Annotated in this window: 15 protein-coding genes; 8 read left to right on the top strand and 7 right to left on the bottom strand. The window is 48.6% G+C overall.

The window, feature by feature from the left end:
- Positions 1 to 170: 170 nt before the first annotated feature.
- The 6 genes from ACO0LC_RS25235 to ACO0LC_RS25210 all read left to right on the top strand — a co-directional run bounded on the left by ACO0LC_RS25235 (position 171) and on the right by ACO0LC_RS25210 (position 6116).
- Complete coding sequence (locus ACO0LC_RS25235) at positions 171 to 782, top strand: glycine zipper 2TM domain-containing protein (protein ID WP_423008378.1); 612 nt, start codon at positions 171 to 173, stop codon at positions 780 to 782.
- A gap of 220 nt (positions 783 to 1002) precedes the next feature.
- Positions 1003 to 1839: a substrate-binding periplasmic protein gene (locus ACO0LC_RS25230; RefSeq protein WP_423008376.1), complete on the top strand. Its 837-nt coding sequence runs from the start codon at positions 1003 to 1005 to the stop codon at positions 1837 to 1839.
- Positions 1840 to 1863: 24 nt separating this feature from the next.
- Entirely contained in the window at positions 1864 to 3858 is a 1995-nt protein-coding gene (locus ACO0LC_RS25225) for an ATP-binding protein (RefSeq protein WP_423008374.1), read from the top strand.
- 53 nt (positions 3859 to 3911) lie between these two features.
- Positions 3912 to 4628, top strand: coding sequence for a pseudouridine synthase (locus ACO0LC_RS25220; protein ID WP_423008372.1), 717 nt, complete (start codon positions 3912 to 3914; stop codon positions 4626 to 4628).
- A 127-nt stretch (positions 4629 to 4755) separates the two neighbouring features.
- Positions 4756 to 5370, top strand: coding sequence for a ParA family protein (locus ACO0LC_RS25215; RefSeq protein WP_423008370.1), 615 nt, complete (start codon positions 4756 to 4758; stop codon positions 5368 to 5370).
- A 137-nt stretch (positions 5371 to 5507) separates the two neighbouring features.
- Entirely contained in the window at positions 5508 to 6116 is a 609-nt protein-coding gene (locus ACO0LC_RS25210) for a lysophospholipid acyltransferase family protein (protein ID WP_423008368.1), read from the top strand.
- Between the two features lie 27 nt (positions 6117 to 6143).
- On the opposite strand, the gene ACO0LC_RS25205 is transcribed toward ACO0LC_RS25210, so the two are convergent.
- Entirely contained in the window at positions 6144 to 7217 is a 1074-nt protein-coding gene (locus tag ACO0LC_RS25205; RefSeq protein ID WP_423008366.1) for an acyltransferase family protein, read from the bottom strand.
- A 327-nt stretch (positions 7218 to 7544) separates the two neighbouring features.
- Between ACO0LC_RS25205 and ACO0LC_RS25200 the strand changes: the two genes are divergently transcribed.
- On the top strand, positions 7545 to 8171 hold the full coding sequence (locus ACO0LC_RS25200) for a flagellar basal body-associated FliL family protein (protein WP_423008364.1): 627 nt from the start codon (positions 7545 to 7547) through the stop codon (positions 8169 to 8171).
- 68 nt (positions 8172 to 8239) lie between these two features.
- Here ACO0LC_RS25200 and ACO0LC_RS25195 read toward each other — a convergent pair whose 3' ends face one another.
- From ACO0LC_RS25195 to ACO0LC_RS25180, 4 genes are all read right to left on the bottom strand, one after another.
- Positions 8240 to 9073: an EF-hand domain-containing protein gene (locus ACO0LC_RS25195; RefSeq protein WP_423008362.1), complete on the bottom strand. Its 834-nt coding sequence runs from the start codon at positions 9071 to 9073 to the stop codon at positions 8240 to 8242.
- 102 nt (positions 9074 to 9175) lie between these two features.
- Complete coding sequence (locus tag ACO0LC_RS25190; RefSeq protein WP_423008360.1) at positions 9176 to 10201, bottom strand: ATP-binding protein; 1026 nt, start codon at positions 10199 to 10201, stop codon at positions 9176 to 9178.
- Entirely contained in the window at positions 10198 to 10947 is a 750-nt protein-coding gene (locus ACO0LC_RS25185; RefSeq protein WP_423008358.1) for a response regulator, read from the bottom strand. Before ACO0LC_RS25185 ends, ACO0LC_RS25190 begins: the two co-directional genes overlap by 4 nt.
- A 36-nt stretch (positions 10948 to 10983) precedes the next feature.
- Positions 10984 to 11469, bottom strand: a complete 486-nt coding sequence (locus ACO0LC_RS25180) for a CinA family protein (RefSeq protein WP_423008356.1) — start codon at positions 11467 to 11469, stop codon at positions 10984 to 10986.
- Between the two features lie 386 nt (positions 11470 to 11855).
- On the opposite strand from ACO0LC_RS25180, the gene ACO0LC_RS25175 reads away from it, so the two are divergent.
- Positions 11856 to 12683: an HDOD domain-containing protein gene (locus ACO0LC_RS25175; protein ID WP_423008354.1), complete on the top strand. Its 828-nt coding sequence runs from the start codon at positions 11856 to 11858 to the stop codon at positions 12681 to 12683.
- A 67-nt stretch (positions 12684 to 12750) separates the two neighbouring features.
- On the opposite strand, the gene ACO0LC_RS25170 is transcribed toward ACO0LC_RS25175, so the two are convergent.
- On the bottom strand, positions 12751 to 14358 hold the full coding sequence (locus tag ACO0LC_RS25170) for an NAD(P)/FAD-dependent oxidoreductase (protein ID WP_423008352.1): 1608 nt from the start codon (positions 14356 to 14358) through the stop codon (positions 12751 to 12753).
- 40 nt (positions 14359 to 14398) lie between these two features.
- Positions 14399 to 14746, bottom strand: a 348-nt coding sequence (locus tag ACO0LC_RS25165) for a hypothetical protein (protein ID WP_423008350.1), incomplete at its 5' end; no start/stop codon positions are given.

The following is a 14746-nucleotide window of genomic DNA, read 5'->3' as shown; positions in this document are numbered from 1 at the left end:
AAAAAAACCCGTCATGCGACGGGTTTTTTTATGCGCGCAGACATCGCTTGCTTAAGTGCATGTGTAACTGTCAACTATTGTGATTTACGTCATCAATTTTTATGTATGGCCGTTAACTGCTATATGTTTCGCCTGGCGATACTATATTTCCATTATTTGAGGAGTTTCACATGAATAAAAAAATCCTGCTGGCCAGCCTGATGTTATCTGCGGTGACTGGTGCATTTGCGCAAAATATGACTGCCAAACAACAATATGCAGCAGATAACAAGCGCGCTACGCAACGTTACAACGAGGATAAAAAACTGTGCGCAGATGCTGGGAGTTCTGCGGCCAGAATGCAATGCTTGCGTGATGCCAAGACTGAATACAATAATTCACTCGCCGTGGCCAGGCAAGCCATGAACAAACCCGTGGCAGCACCAGTCAGTGCCCGGGGGGAGCCTGCTTGTCCCGATTGCGGTAAAGTCGTTGCTATTGAAGTCAAGGACAAGGAAGGCGAGGGCGGTGCACTAGGCGTGATTGCCGGTGGTGTTGCAGGTGCCCTGTTGGGTAATCAGGTCGGTGGTGGCACGGGACGTGACCTGGCAACCATCGCTGGTGCCGCAGGTGGAGCACTGGCGGGACACAAGATAGAACAAAAAGTTAAATCGACCAAGGTGTGGAATGTGACTGTTGCCTTTGATAATGGCAACAGGCAAACCTTTGTTTTTGAACATGATCCGGTCTTGATGTCTGGTGATGCTGTCCGGGCCAATGGTAATTCTATCGTACGTCGTTAATCGTATTTGAATATACAAAAAATGGGAAAGACCGGGCAATATCCGGTCTTTCCCGCTGATTGTCAGGTGATAAAAATCTTGCGTTAATGGTCAGTATTTGAAGGAATTATTTTCTTTTTGGAAAGCGTTCCTCCTTCACAACTACTTCCTTGCCAAGCCTAATTCCAGCAGTTAGACTTAAGTGTCCATTCCCCCTCTTTAATGCTGAGAAGGTTGTGCTATGAAGCTGGTATCCTACAAAGCCATTCATTCAAACTCTGCCTTGCTACAGCTGCTGTATGGGGCGGCCTTGTTGTTTGGGATCGCATTTAGTTCAACTGCGTATGCCAATGAAACATGCAAGACTTTGCTGGCGACCGGCAATCCTGAATATCCTCCTTATCTCTGGCGTGACCCTGAAGATGAAAACCGCCTGATAGGGGCAAATGCAGAATGGATACAGTTATTATCCAAAGAAATTGGCATACCGATAGACATTAAATATGTAGGCCCCTGGGGGCGGGTGCAAGAAGAAGCAAAGCTGGGGCGGGTAGATTTGCTGGCGGGTGCTTTTTTCACGCAACCACGGCTGGAGTATATGGATTATTTCTATCCTGCTTTTCGTGAGACACGCACTGTCATCTGGACCCGTAGTAACTTCAACCTGCCTTATAAAAAGTGGTCTGACCTGACGGGCAAACAAGGTGTAACCGTCATCAATAATAGTTTTGGTGAAGAGTTTGACCGTTATGCCAAGGAATCATTGAAGATATCCATGGTCCCGAGCCTGGAACAGGCTTTGAAGATGCTAAGCTTATCGCGTGCTGATTATTTGATTTATGAAGAAGACCCGGGCTTGGCCTATGTCGCCAAACTCAATATTTCAGGCTTGAAAACCGTCACGCCACCGATTACGAACGAAAATTTATATTTGACCTTGTCTCATAAATCAGCGTGCAACACACCGGAAATGCGCGGGCGTATTGCCAAAGCTGTCTATAAACTGGACAAACAAAACGTGATGAGCAAATTAATCACAGCAAATATACAATTGTGGCGTAAACAACAATCGAAGTAGTCGCTGCAAACAACAGGTAATCCATTGCGTACACTCTCTCTCCGACAAATTCTTATTATCGGCGTTGTGGTTGGCATCGTATTGCCTGCGATAGTTCTGGGGCGCTTCCTGGTACAGGACAGATACGAACGGGAACTGCAGCTACGCGTACGCAATCCCATGTCGCAATATGCTGACATGCTCTCACGTGGTATGGCCGTTCCAGTCTGGACTCTCGATAAGGCGGTCGCCAATCAATTCATACAAGCTGTCATGCGCAACCCGGAAGTGGTCAGCGTGGAAGTGCTGGATGAATCCAAGTCTGTGTTTGCCTATAGCAGTAAATTCAAGAAAGCCGACGCCAAAGTCTTGCGTGAAGAGCGCCCTATTTTGTTGGAAAGCAAGGTGATAGGTAGTGTCATGCTGGAATTGACCACCGAACACATAGAAAAAGAATTGTGGGCCGATTTTCTCAAACTGGGTTTGGCTTTGCTGGTACAAGTGGTGTTTTCTTTTATTCTGATCTGGCTCTTGTTTGAACGTCGCATCGTCAGGCCCATCATGGAATTGCAATCGGCCACAGCCAGGCTGGCACGTGGCAAGCTGGACCAGACGCTGGAATGGGGGCGCCAGGATGAAATCGGTAACCTGGCTCAGGGTCTGGATAAAATGCGCCTGAATCTGGGGCGACTGATTACCGAAAGAGAAGCGCAAAACATTAATTTGCAGCAAGAACTCAATGAGCGCCTGCGTGCAGAGCAGGCCTTGAAAGTAACTGAAGAAAAATTTACTGGCATTTTCCAGGCATCTCCGGTCGCCATGACGGTGTTGCGTAAAGCTCAGCATTACAGCATGATCGATGTGAATGATGCCTGGGTCAGGCAATTCTATTGGTCACATGACGAAATCCTCGGTGATAAGGAAACCCAGCAGGCGCTCTGGCGCAATGAGGAAGATTTTCTTGAAATCCTGCGCATCGTCGAACGTGATGGTGAAATTCACGACTACGAAGCCTGGCTGACTTGTGGGCAGCAAGAGAAAATCATTCTCTGTCAGGTATCTGGACGCATGATACGTCTTGGCAATGAACCCCTGATTATTCTGGTGCAAGAGGACATTACTGAAAAACGCCAGAATGAGCAAGAAATCCGCAATATGAACACCACACTGGAAAGACGGGTGTCGGAGCGTACCCAGGCACTGGAAGCTGCCAATAGCGAATTGACTGTCGTCCTGGAAAACCTCCAGAGGGCGCAGCGGGAATTGCTCAGGACAGAAAAAATGGCCGCCCTTGGTTCTTTGGTGGCGGGAGTGGCGCATGAGCTCAACACACCCATAGGCACCAGCGTTACTGTCGCCAGCACCTTGTCCCAGCATACCAATGATGTATTGCTCGAATTTAAAAAAGGCTTGCGTCGTTCTGTACTTGAAGAGTATTTAACAAATGCCAAGACGGGTGCTGATTTACTCTTGCGCAATCTGAGCAAGGCTTCTGAACTGGTAATTAGCTTCAAGCAAGTCGCAGTGGACAGGACCAGTGCCAATCGCCGGGTATTCGCTCTCGATGAAATGCTGTCTGAACTCATCGTCACGATGGGGCCGACCATACGCAAGACGCGCCACGATATCGTCTATCATGTACCGCCCAAGCTGATGATGGATAGTTATCCAGGGCCTTTGGGTCAAGTCATGACCAACTTGATTAATAATGCATTTATCCACGCTTTTGAGGGCGATTATCGTGGTACGGTCACGATCGTCGCCCGGATTATGGATGCGGAATTTGTTGAAATCACTGTGCGTGACAATGGCAAGGGCATACCAGACATGAACCTTAGCCGGATTTTCGATCCCTTTTTCACTACCCGTCTTGGGCAAGGCGGCAGTGGCCTGGGCTTGAATATCGTCTACAACCTGGTGACCGGTGTACTGGGGGGAAATATCGTGGTTGATAGCGAGTTAGGCAAAGGAACTTGCTTTAAAATTAATTTACCCCTGGAACCCAAGTTGACAGAGGATGAAACTGCTGTATTGGAGTGAAAGCTGGCAGGAGCGACTAGCCTTGACAGGTGCACATCTGATAAAGTCGCGTCATGACAAAATTAAGCTTAGATAAAATCTTGCAGTCGCAAGGATTTGGTACCCGAAAATATTGCCGCGATCTGGTAGAAGATGGCGAAGTCAGCATCAATGGTGAAATAATACGCAACGTCAAGACTAGCCTGGAAACCGAGGGTTTGCAGTTTCATATCTTTGATGAAGACTGGGAATATCGCGAACGTGTGTATATCGTCCTCAATAAACCGGCGAACTTTGAGTGTTCACGCAAGCCCAGCCATCACCCTGGCGTATTGACACTATTACCTGAACAATTCAGCTGGCGCGATGTACAGCCTGTCGGGCGACTGGATCATGATACGACCGGCATGTTGCTGATGTCGGATGATGGGCCATTCATCCACGCACAGTCTTCACCCAAGCGCCACGTTCCCAAAGTGTACCAGGCCAGGACAGCTGAGCCAGTGACTGAAGAATTGATCAGCTTATTGTTGCAAGGTGTGAAACTGCATGATGAACCTGCACCTCTGGCCGCCGTGCATTGTCAGAAGCTGGGCGACAATCTCCTGGAAATCGTGCTGGAGCAAGGCAAATACCATCAGGTCAAGCGCATGTTGGCGGCGGCTGGCAATCATTGTGCTGCCTTGCAACGTACTGCCATAGGCAAGTTGGCACTGGAATCGCTGGAGTTGGAAGAGGGGGAGTGGTGTTACCTGACTCCTGAGCAATTGGCTTTATTGGTGCCTGCCTGATTTTTTCCGGATTTTCGTTGCGCGCTTGGCTGTTTTTCGTTTTTATGGATGAAATATATACATGCTGTGGTTAGAATGCCTAATCACAGCAGGTGTAGCAGTTCTTGAACTCTAGCAAGGAGTGGACATGCCAGTCATAGCAATCGTCAATCCCAAGGGCGGGGTAGGAAAAAGCACAGTGGCCACTAACCTGGCAGGCTATTTTGCCTCAAGTGGGCATAAAGTCATGCTGGGTGACACCGATGTGCAGCAATCTTCACGCACCTGGCTCACTCTGCGGCCCGAGAATCTGCCACAAATCCAGCCCTGGGATATCGCCGATGGCAATGTATTAAAACCACCCAAGGGCACTACTCATGTGGTTTTGGATACGCCGGCTGGCCTCACAGGCAGCAAGCTTGATGCGGTGCTGAAATCTGCAGATAAAATCATCGTCCCCCTGCAAGCTTCAATCTTTGATATTTTGGCAACTGAAGAATTTCTGAAGAACCTGTCTCATCATAAAAAAAATGGCTATCAGATAGGAATTCTGGGCATGCGGGTAAATACCCGTAGCAAGGCGGCCGAGCAGCTGGAGCATTATGTAGGCCAACTGGGTTTGCCTGTTCTTGGCTTCTTGCGCGATACCCAAAACTATATACAACTGGCTGCACATGGAGCCACCTTATGGGATGTTGCCCCCTCCAGGGTGGAAAAAGATTTGCCACAATGGGATCACATCCTGCATTGGGTGAAGACTTGAGGAATTGTTTTTAATATTGCTTTCGTTAATTAACTTAAAAAAAGCAGATATTTATTTCCCATTTAGCTGCTGCTCACTATAATGCCGCTTGCTTGAAGAGAAGGCAGAATTCTCTTTTCTTATCAAAGACTTACGGCATGCATCTTACCATTTTTGAAACTCCCATCATTAACACTCTCATGCGCTGGATTTCCATCCTGTGTCTGAAGTTGGCTGGTTGGAAAGTCGAAGGTATCGTCCCTGCCGAACAGAAATATGTATTGATCGCTGCACCGCATACCAGTAACTGGGATTTTCCGTTCACCCTGATGATTTGTTTTGCCCTGCGTTTGCGTGTGTACTGGATGGGTAAGTCCAGCCTGTTCCCCCCTGTATTCGGGCATATCATGCGCTGGTTGGGAGGCATTCCTGTTGATAGAAGCAAGTCCGGCAACCTGGTGCAGGGCACGGTAGATGCGTTTCACGCCAATCAGAGGCTGACCGTAATCGTGCCACCAGAAGGTACGCGCGGTAAAGTCACGCACTGGAAGACAGGTTTTTACTATATTGCCCAGGGCGCTGGAGTGCCGATTGCGCTTGGTTATCTTGACTTCAAACGTAAGGCTGGTGGTATAGGCAAGATGTTTACAGTTAGCGGCGATATTGCTGCCGACATGATCAAGATACGCGAGTTTTATTGCGGTATCTCCGGCAAACATCCGCAGCAGTTTGATGAAGGCAAATCACAAGCTGGCTCTGAGAAATAAAGCCAGCCAGCTTTTCTGAAGAGTTTCTTAAGGTTCCTGTTGTACAGGCTTATCCTGTTCAGCTGCAATCGCTGCGGATATAGGGGCTGCCTGGGGTATTAACAACCAGCTCAGCGGATTGAGAATAAATCGCTTGGTCAGCAATTCAGTCTTTTCATGGGCGCACACCCAGGTAATTACCATGGAAACCAGGGCTGAGACCGCCAGGGCTATCGTATTTTCATGTTTGAAGATGGCGCGTAATACGCCAGTCTCCTGCAAAATAATGAGCGCCATGCCGTGCCATACCAGGACATAGATAGAGCGTTTGCCTATGTTGGCCAGCCCCAGTTCTTTTTGCGCGAGTAAGTACAGGACAGACAGCCCGATAACGGTCGACGCCGCATACTGTAATAACTGATACATGCTGCCAGTCAGATTCGCCATTTCCAGGCGGTGCAAGGAATAACTGCCATACAGCCAGCGATAGTCAAAATCATTCTTCAGCATGAAGGAGCCAATCAGAGCAGCCACCACGATGACGGCACTGAGCACCAGTCTTTCATTTTTCTTGACGCTGAATACATTGGCACCAAGTTTCCAGCCCAGTAAAAAATAAGGGAAGAAGATCAGGGTGCGCGATACGCCCAGAAAGTAGCCTGCATGTTCTGAATAACTGCCCGCCAAAGATAATGCCACTGCCAGCATAACGCCGAATTGCATACGTGAAAACAGAGGCAGCAATAAACGCCAGCACAACAAGCTCAGCAAATACCATAGCATCCAGTAAGGGGCTACCAGGCCAGCATAAACGCTGACGTTGCCCTTCAGGAAAAATTCAGTTGCCTCATAAATAATTTCAAAGCCTATCAATGGCACCAACACGGTAGAAATTAATTGTGTAGCATTTTTATCATCCCATTGTGCCTTGGAAAACATGCCTGACATCAGAGCGAACATGGGCATGTGAAAAGAATATACAAACACCCAGATGGAACGAAGGACATGATCTTCCCCGACATAAATTTCGATCAGATGACCAAATACAACCAGAAATATCAAGACGGCCTTGATATTATCTATGCTCAGGTTTCTGACTTTTGGAATAGGGGATGTGGTCATGCGTGTAATGTCTTGCGGGGGAATGTCGCCATGATAGCGAAATCGGCGCTTGTTTTACACCCTTAGTTTGTAACGAAGCGTTGGCTGCAAGGTGGTTGCACTGGCTTGTGACAAGATAAGGCAGTTTATATTGATAAAATAATCATGGTCAATATAATAAGAATATTGGGTTGAATTGCCAAGCTTTTCAAATCATATGTGTGCGCTGACGTTTTGCGAAATTGAGTAAAATAAGGCAGATGTTTTCCTGGCTTAAAAAATTTCCCATTGGTAATATAATCGCTAGGTCGTGGCTATGCAGCCATATCCGAGCCTTATGAGGTAGTCATGTCTAAAGATAGGTCAAAAGCCAGCATACTCAGTGCACAACTGGATTTTGAGGCGATAGATGGCAGTGAGCCTCAAAAGCCTGTGCCTGAGCTGGACTTTGAGGCTGATGAGCCAGAGGCAGCAGCATCTGCCCCCAAGGCTACCCCTGTACGCCATCCACCACCTGCCTATACGCCAAAAACCCCCGCACTGGAAAGAAAGGCAGTTAAAAAAAAGGATATTGGAAATGACCGCTTCGGTGTTTATGCTGCGGTGATCGTCCTGGTTGGTTTTTCCATTTTGCTGGCGATTTTCTTTTACATTCGTAGTGTGAACAGTAATGCTGCCGGCCTTAGCTATTTTGTCTTGCCACAACAGGTAGCGAACCTGAATGGACAGGTAGTACGCATGCAGGTCACTATACAAGTCCGCACCGCAGATAGTGACTGGTTATTTGAAAACAAGAAATTGTTGACGAATTTATTTCAAATTGAGTTTGCCAAGATAGATCCTGACGACTTGCATAGCGAGGAGGGTTTCGATACCGTCAGGGCTCAGCTCAAGTCCGGCCTTAATCAGGCCCTGCAGACTGACAAGATAGAGTCCGTATTGATTAATGAATTACTCATGCAAAACCGCGAGTAGCAATAGTTTCCCTAAAAAAAGCCCATGTATAAAAACATGGACCATTTTTTTGTCCGGTCTTTGTCAGGTCAGGCGCTGACGGCAATGCTTGGTGCACTGGCGGTAGCAGGTGAGTGATAGGCGCGTAATAATTGCAAGGCTTTTTTGAATAAAGCGGCGTCCGTACTTGAGCTACTTGTTGATGAGGCAGTGCTGGTATCAGATGTACCTGTCGTGCTGGTGGTGCCGGTATTGCCACTGTCCGCCGCCGAACTGCTGGCTGCGCCAGAAGTGCTGCCTGTCGAGCTGGCCTGTATGCTTTTTTCAAGGTAAGCCAGGGTCTCCTGTAGGCTGACCTTGCCATCCTGATTGGTATCTGCCGCGTCAAAATTTTGCGCTACCTGGCTCAATGCTGCGCCTGCGCTGCTATTGCTTTGAGCAACTTTGGCCGATAAATCAGTCAACTGCGCCTTATCTAGTCCGCCTCCTTCTGGCGGTGGTGGCGGGCGCGAACTCTCTGCGCCACGGGTACGTCGGGCATGAAATTGCCCTTCCAAAGCATCACTTAGTTTTTTAATGCCATCGCTAAACTCGCTTTTAGTCAGTTTGCCATCACCATTGCTATCGAGTTTTTTGAACAAGTCATTAATACTGCTATTAATGTTATTGCTGCTATCAGTGCTTGCGGGACTGTTACTGGCCGTGCTACTAGTGGCAGTGTTTGTGCTGCTGGTGGAATTTCCGGCGATATTACTGAATGCCGTTTCCAGGTCTTGTACTTCAAGATAGCCCTGGTTCTTGGTATCGAGCTTGGAAAAAACATTGTCTGCTATTTTGCTGGTGTCACGCTCACGTCGCTGCGTGCTGCCAGTTTGCTGGGAATAGCTATTGCTGCTGCCAATCAGGCCAGTGATGCTGCTCATTGTATTCTCCTTCAATCAAATCGGTCTTGATTGAGAATATCGCATCAGGATGTTGCCAGCTTGTGTCCGCTTTGTATCGGTTTTGACACAATGCCGGTTTATCTACAACGGGCGTGGCAAGCGCAGTTCTGCCAATAGGCCTTGCTGGTCAGTGCGATTTTTCAATATCAGGCTGCCATGGTGGCGCCGGGCAATTTCCCTGGCGATGCTTAAGCCCAGTCCAACTCCACCAGTATGCTTATGCCTGGAGGCTGCAAGACGAAAAAACGGGGCAAATACTTTTTCCAGGGCGGTCTCAGGTATGCCGGGCCCCTGATCTGCTATGCAGATCAGCACCTCATTGGGCGAGTCATGCAGGCTGATTTTTGCTGCCGCGCCATAAAAAATGGCATTTCCCAGCAAATTGCTAATGCAGCGCCTCAGTTCATTGGGCAAGGCTGGCAATGGCAGGGCTGTGCCATGCATGCTGACGGGTTTGCCCTCATCCTGCATATTGTCAACGATGGCTGCCACGAGTGAATTGATGTCCAGCATTTGCAGCGACTCTTCACTACCGCGCAGATAATCAAGGGTAGCGTCCAGCATTAGACGCATTTCTTCCACATCATCGAGCAGCTTGTCGTTGATGGTTTCTGGATGCATCTGTTCTACCCGCAGCTTCATGCGCGTCAGGGGAGTGCGCAAGTCATGGGATATTGCTGTCAGAAAACGTTCCCTCTCTTCCATTTGCTGAAACAGCCGCTCTTGCATCTGATTGAATACCTGGGCGCTCTGGCGTGTTTCTTCCGGGCCTATTTCTGGAATTGCTTTCGGCTGCTCATGGTTGCTCAGCGTGCTTGCGGCGGCAGCCAGTTGTTGTATAGGGCGGGCCAGGTTGCGTGACCCTATCCAGGTGGCAACGGCCAGCAATAATAATTGCAGCAACATACTCAGGCAAAACCCAAGGAAGGGCCCGCTGAACAGACTGTGGACATGATGTGGTGGCGGTGGCCCAGGCGGAGGCGGTGGGCGATGATCGCCAAGAAACACAAACAGCAGGATAAAAGTGGCAATATGACTCAGCAGCACCGCCGCCATCGCCATGCCAAACAGACGGCTGAAAATAGTATCAGGTAGCAGTTTTTTCATCGCACGCTTGCATTGAACAGATAACCTTCCCCGCGTATGGTTTTTAACAGGTTGGGGTGGCGAGGATCATCCCCTAATTTTTGACGCAAGCGCGACACCAGCAAATCTATGCTTCGGTCAAAGACTTCAGTGGATTTATGGTGTGCAAAATCGATCAATTGATCGCGGCTCATTATTTGCCCCGGCCTTTTGATAAAAGCCAGTAAGAGCCGGAACTCGGCGTTTGATAAAGGGATAATCAGTTTTTCCGGGTTGCAGAGTTGCCGCGATGGCAAATTCAGTGTCCAGGCGTCAAAGCGTATTTCAGTCGGCTGACTGTCTTTTTGTTCTTGCATTTGCTGGGCCGAGGTCTGCGCCCGCCTGTTGACACTTTGTATGCGCGCCACCAGTTCACGGGTATCAAGGGGTTTGACCAGGTAATCATCTGCGCCAGATTCCAGCCCCAGTATCTTGTCGCTGAATTCTCCCCGGGCAGTCAACATGATGACAGGTGTGCTGGTATGACGGCGCAACTGACGTAGCAGGCTTAATCCGTCTTCGTCTGGCAGCATCAAATCCAGCAAAATGACATCAAATTTGCTTGTCTGTAAGCTTGAGCGCATGGCCGTGCCGTCATGGACGGCGCTGCAACTGATATCAAATTTTTCCAGGTAATTACTGAGTAGTGCTGTAATTTCAGTATCATCGTCCACCAGCAAGACATGCAGGCGGCCTGTGTTTGCAGATGTCTGTGCAGATGTTTGCATACAGCTGCGGGCAGGCATGGACAATGATGCCTGCATTTATAATTCCTTGATATATCTTAGCAATTTATCCAGGGCATGGACCACGGTTTGCTCGCGCACAGCTTTTCTGTCACCGGCAAATACCAGCCTTTCCGTATGTGTCACGCCGCCAACCACCCAGCCAAAGCAAATGGTGCCCACAGGTTTGCCGGGTACTGCTCCGCTAGGTCCTGCGATACCTGTGGTTGATAAGGACAGATGCGCTTCAGAATTGGCCAGCGCCCCCTGTGCCATGGCTGCGGCTATCTCTTCGCTGACCGCACCATGTTGGGCTATTAAGGCTGCCGGTATATCCAGCAACTCAGTCTTGGAAGAGTTTGAATAAGTGACAAAGCCGCAATCAAACCATTCTGAAGAGCCAGCGATTTCCGTGATGGCATGCGCTACGCCACCGCCTGTACATGACTCGGCGATGCTGAGGATGAGTTTTTTGGATTTGAGTTCTTCACCGACTTGTGTTGCGAGTTCTATGGCATTTTGCATGATGTGTCTCCTGTCTGCTTGCCCTGACTTGATGAACCTGTTCAAAACTATGGATACTAAAAACTACTTTACCACCATGTCCACCCTGAAGTGAAGTAAAGAAACAAGTCAAAAAGCCTGCTGACGAGAAAGTAACAAATTACACCTGCACATGCAAAAGCTGCATGTCAGGGAATTGAGAAATACTCACTTCCGAATGGAAAAATTATGTAAAGCAAGACAAGGAGCAAAAAAAGGATTTCTGAAAAACCAATATCAGAGTATGATTTTTGATAGCAATGTGCATTCTTTCCGCGAGTATGGAAAATTTGCTGAAGGTGTATCAATTTCCAGAAATAATAAGGGACTCAGACCCCTTGTATCTACATCCCCAAAGGAGATGCCCTATGAAAATCGAGACTCTGTTTCAGCAGCAAAATGCTTTGCCATCGATACCCAAAGTCGTCCAGGAGGTCATAGACAGTTTTAATAATGACGATGTCTCCATAGATGAAATTGCCCGCAAGCTGTCTGCAGATCAAGTCCTGAGTGCAAAATTGCTGCGGCTGGCAAACTCCTCTTATTATCATGCTTCCAGGACTGTAGGTTCAGTCGATGATGCAGTTCTGATGTTGGGTTTCATGACCGTGCGTACTCTGGTTGTCAGTAGTGGTTTGACGAGCGGTTTCAAGGCCATGCCCGGAGTCGACCTGAAGCAATTCTGGCGCTATAGCCTGCATACTGCCGTAGTCTCAAAATGGCTGGCAAAAAAAACCCATTGCAATTCAGACTTTGCTTTTACCGTAGGTTTGATGCATGCCATAGGCCAGTTGGTCATGCATGCCGGCATGCCTGAGCAAATGCTGCAAGTAGACAAGACTGCAGGGCCACTGGATGCACGCAGACCAGATGTCGAGCATACTTCGTTTGGCTATGACTTTTTTGATGTAGGTGCTGAGCTGGCGAAGCGCTGGCGTTTCCCAGATACTTTCTCTACTGCTATCAAGGCCTGTGCCGAGCCACTACAGCATTCAGAGTTTGACCAGATAGGCGCGGTGGTGCATTTGGCGGCCTGGTGTGCCCGCGGAGAGGAAAGTCATTATTCAAAAGAAGAGCGTGAAGCAACATTTCCAATAGATGTAGCGAAAAAACTTGGCATTAAACCAGAACTCATACTGGAAGAAATGCCGCCATTAAGCGAGCTGACTGCGGGACTGGAAGATCTGTTAGGGTAAATGCAGATAAAAAAATGGCAAAAACGTTTCAGGTTTTTGCCATTTTTTTTATTCCGGGTGTGGTTGTTTATACCTGGGCCTGTATATCCAGGGCGACCGCCTCGGCTACCCTGATGCCATCGACCGCTGCGGACAAAATGCCGCCTGCATAGCCTGCACCCTCACCTGCCGGGAAAAGGCCGCGGGTATTCAAGCTTTGCAAGTCATCGTCGTTACGCTTGATACGTATGGGGGATGATGTGCGTGTTTCTACTCCAGTCAGTATCGCATCCTTCATGGCAAAGCCTTTGATTTTTTTATCAAACTCAGGCAAAGCTTCACGTATGGCCGTGATGGCAAATTCTGGCAATACCTCTGCCAGATCGCATAAAGTAATGCCAGGTTTATAAGACGGTTCCACTGTTCCCAGGACCGTCGATGGACGTGCGGCTAAAAAGTCTCCCACCAACTGGCCAGGTGCATTGTAGTTGTGACCGCCAATTTCATAAGCTTTTTCTTCCAGTGCCCTTTGCAAATCTATACCTGCCAGCGGGTTGCCGGGGTAGTCGGCAGGCGTAATGCCCACCACGATAGCTGAGTTAGCGTTGCGCTCATTGCGTGAATACTGGCTCATGCCGTTCGTCACAACACGGCCTGGCTCGGACGTTGCCGCAACCACCGTGCCACCTGGGCACATACAGAAGCTGTATACGGAACGGCCATTTCTTGCGTGATGCACCAGCTTGTAATCTGCCGCCCCCAGTATCTTGTTGCCTGCGTTCGGGCCAAAACGCGCCTTGTCGATAACAGACTGCGGATGCTCTACCCTGAAACCTATGGAAAACGGCTTCGCTTCTACATACACCCCGCGGTCAGCAATCATCTTGAAAGTATCGCGGGCGCTATGACCTATCGCCAGCACCACATGTGTTGTCTCTATATATTCGTTGTCATTCAGCTTTACACCCTGAACCTGACCATCGACGATATTGATATCGGTCACTCTTTGTTCAAAACGGATTTCACCACCCAGCGCTTCTATATTATGGCGCATCTCTTCTATCATCTTCACCAGACGGAAGGTGCCGATATGGGGTTTGCTGACATACATAATCTCTTCTGGTGCACCTGCCTTGACGAACTCCGTCAATACCTTGCGGCCATAATGCTTGGGGTCCTTGATCTGGCTATATAGCTTGCCATCAGAAAAAGTACCGGCACCACCTTCGCCAAACTGCACATTCGATTCTGGTTTCAGCTCACGCTTGCGCCATAGGCCCCAAGTATCCTTGGTGCGCTCACGTACCGTCTTGCCGCGCTCCAGCACGATAGGGCGAAAGCCCATTTCCGCCAGCAGCAATGCCACAAACAAACCACAAGGCCCAAAGCCTATGACAACCGGGCGCTTGAATGACTTATCGTCCGCATGCGTAACAAACTTATAGGACGTATCCGGTGTTTCCGATAATTTTGTGCGGTTCCTGTGGCTGGCCAACAAGGCAGCTTCATTCGTGGTTTCCACATCTATCGTATAGATCAGTATGATCGCCGTCTTCTTGCGCGCATCGTAGCTGCGACGGAATACGGTAAAGTTGATCAGCTCTTTTTCAGTGATACCCAATTCCCTCAGTACGGCTGCTTTCAGCTCGTCTTCAGCATGGTCTAGTGGGAGTTGTAAATCGTTAATGCGCAACATAAATTCGGTCCGGATGACACTAATGGCAAAAATGACTCACTTATTTATATAAGCAAGTCTTTGACTTAGTGGTTTGATGAATCCGGTATTTTAACCGCATGTGCTTTGATATAAAGATTTCCTTGTATAGAAAGCTGATACTTAAATAAATCAGTTGCGTTATTGATAGCGGGCAGTAGGACGCGCCGTGCGCACCGTTCCCTGCATCTGATATGCCCAAAAGAACCCAATAAATAATTTCACGAAAAACTTGCAAAGCGAGCCGTAAATTTGCTATAGTCCGCCTCCCGCTGAAGAGCGGGCGAAGAAGGGAGTAATACTTAGGTTTGAGCGCAGCAATGCCGCGGAAACCTGGAGCTGTAAATAGCCTGAAGTAGTTGAGAATGAA

The organism is Undibacterium sp. JH2W, from assembly GCF_049340425.1.
Classification (GTDB): domain Bacteria; phylum Pseudomonadota; class Gammaproteobacteria; order Burkholderiales; family Burkholderiaceae_D; genus Undibacterium.
This window is presented reverse-complemented; position numbering and strand designations above follow the sequence as displayed.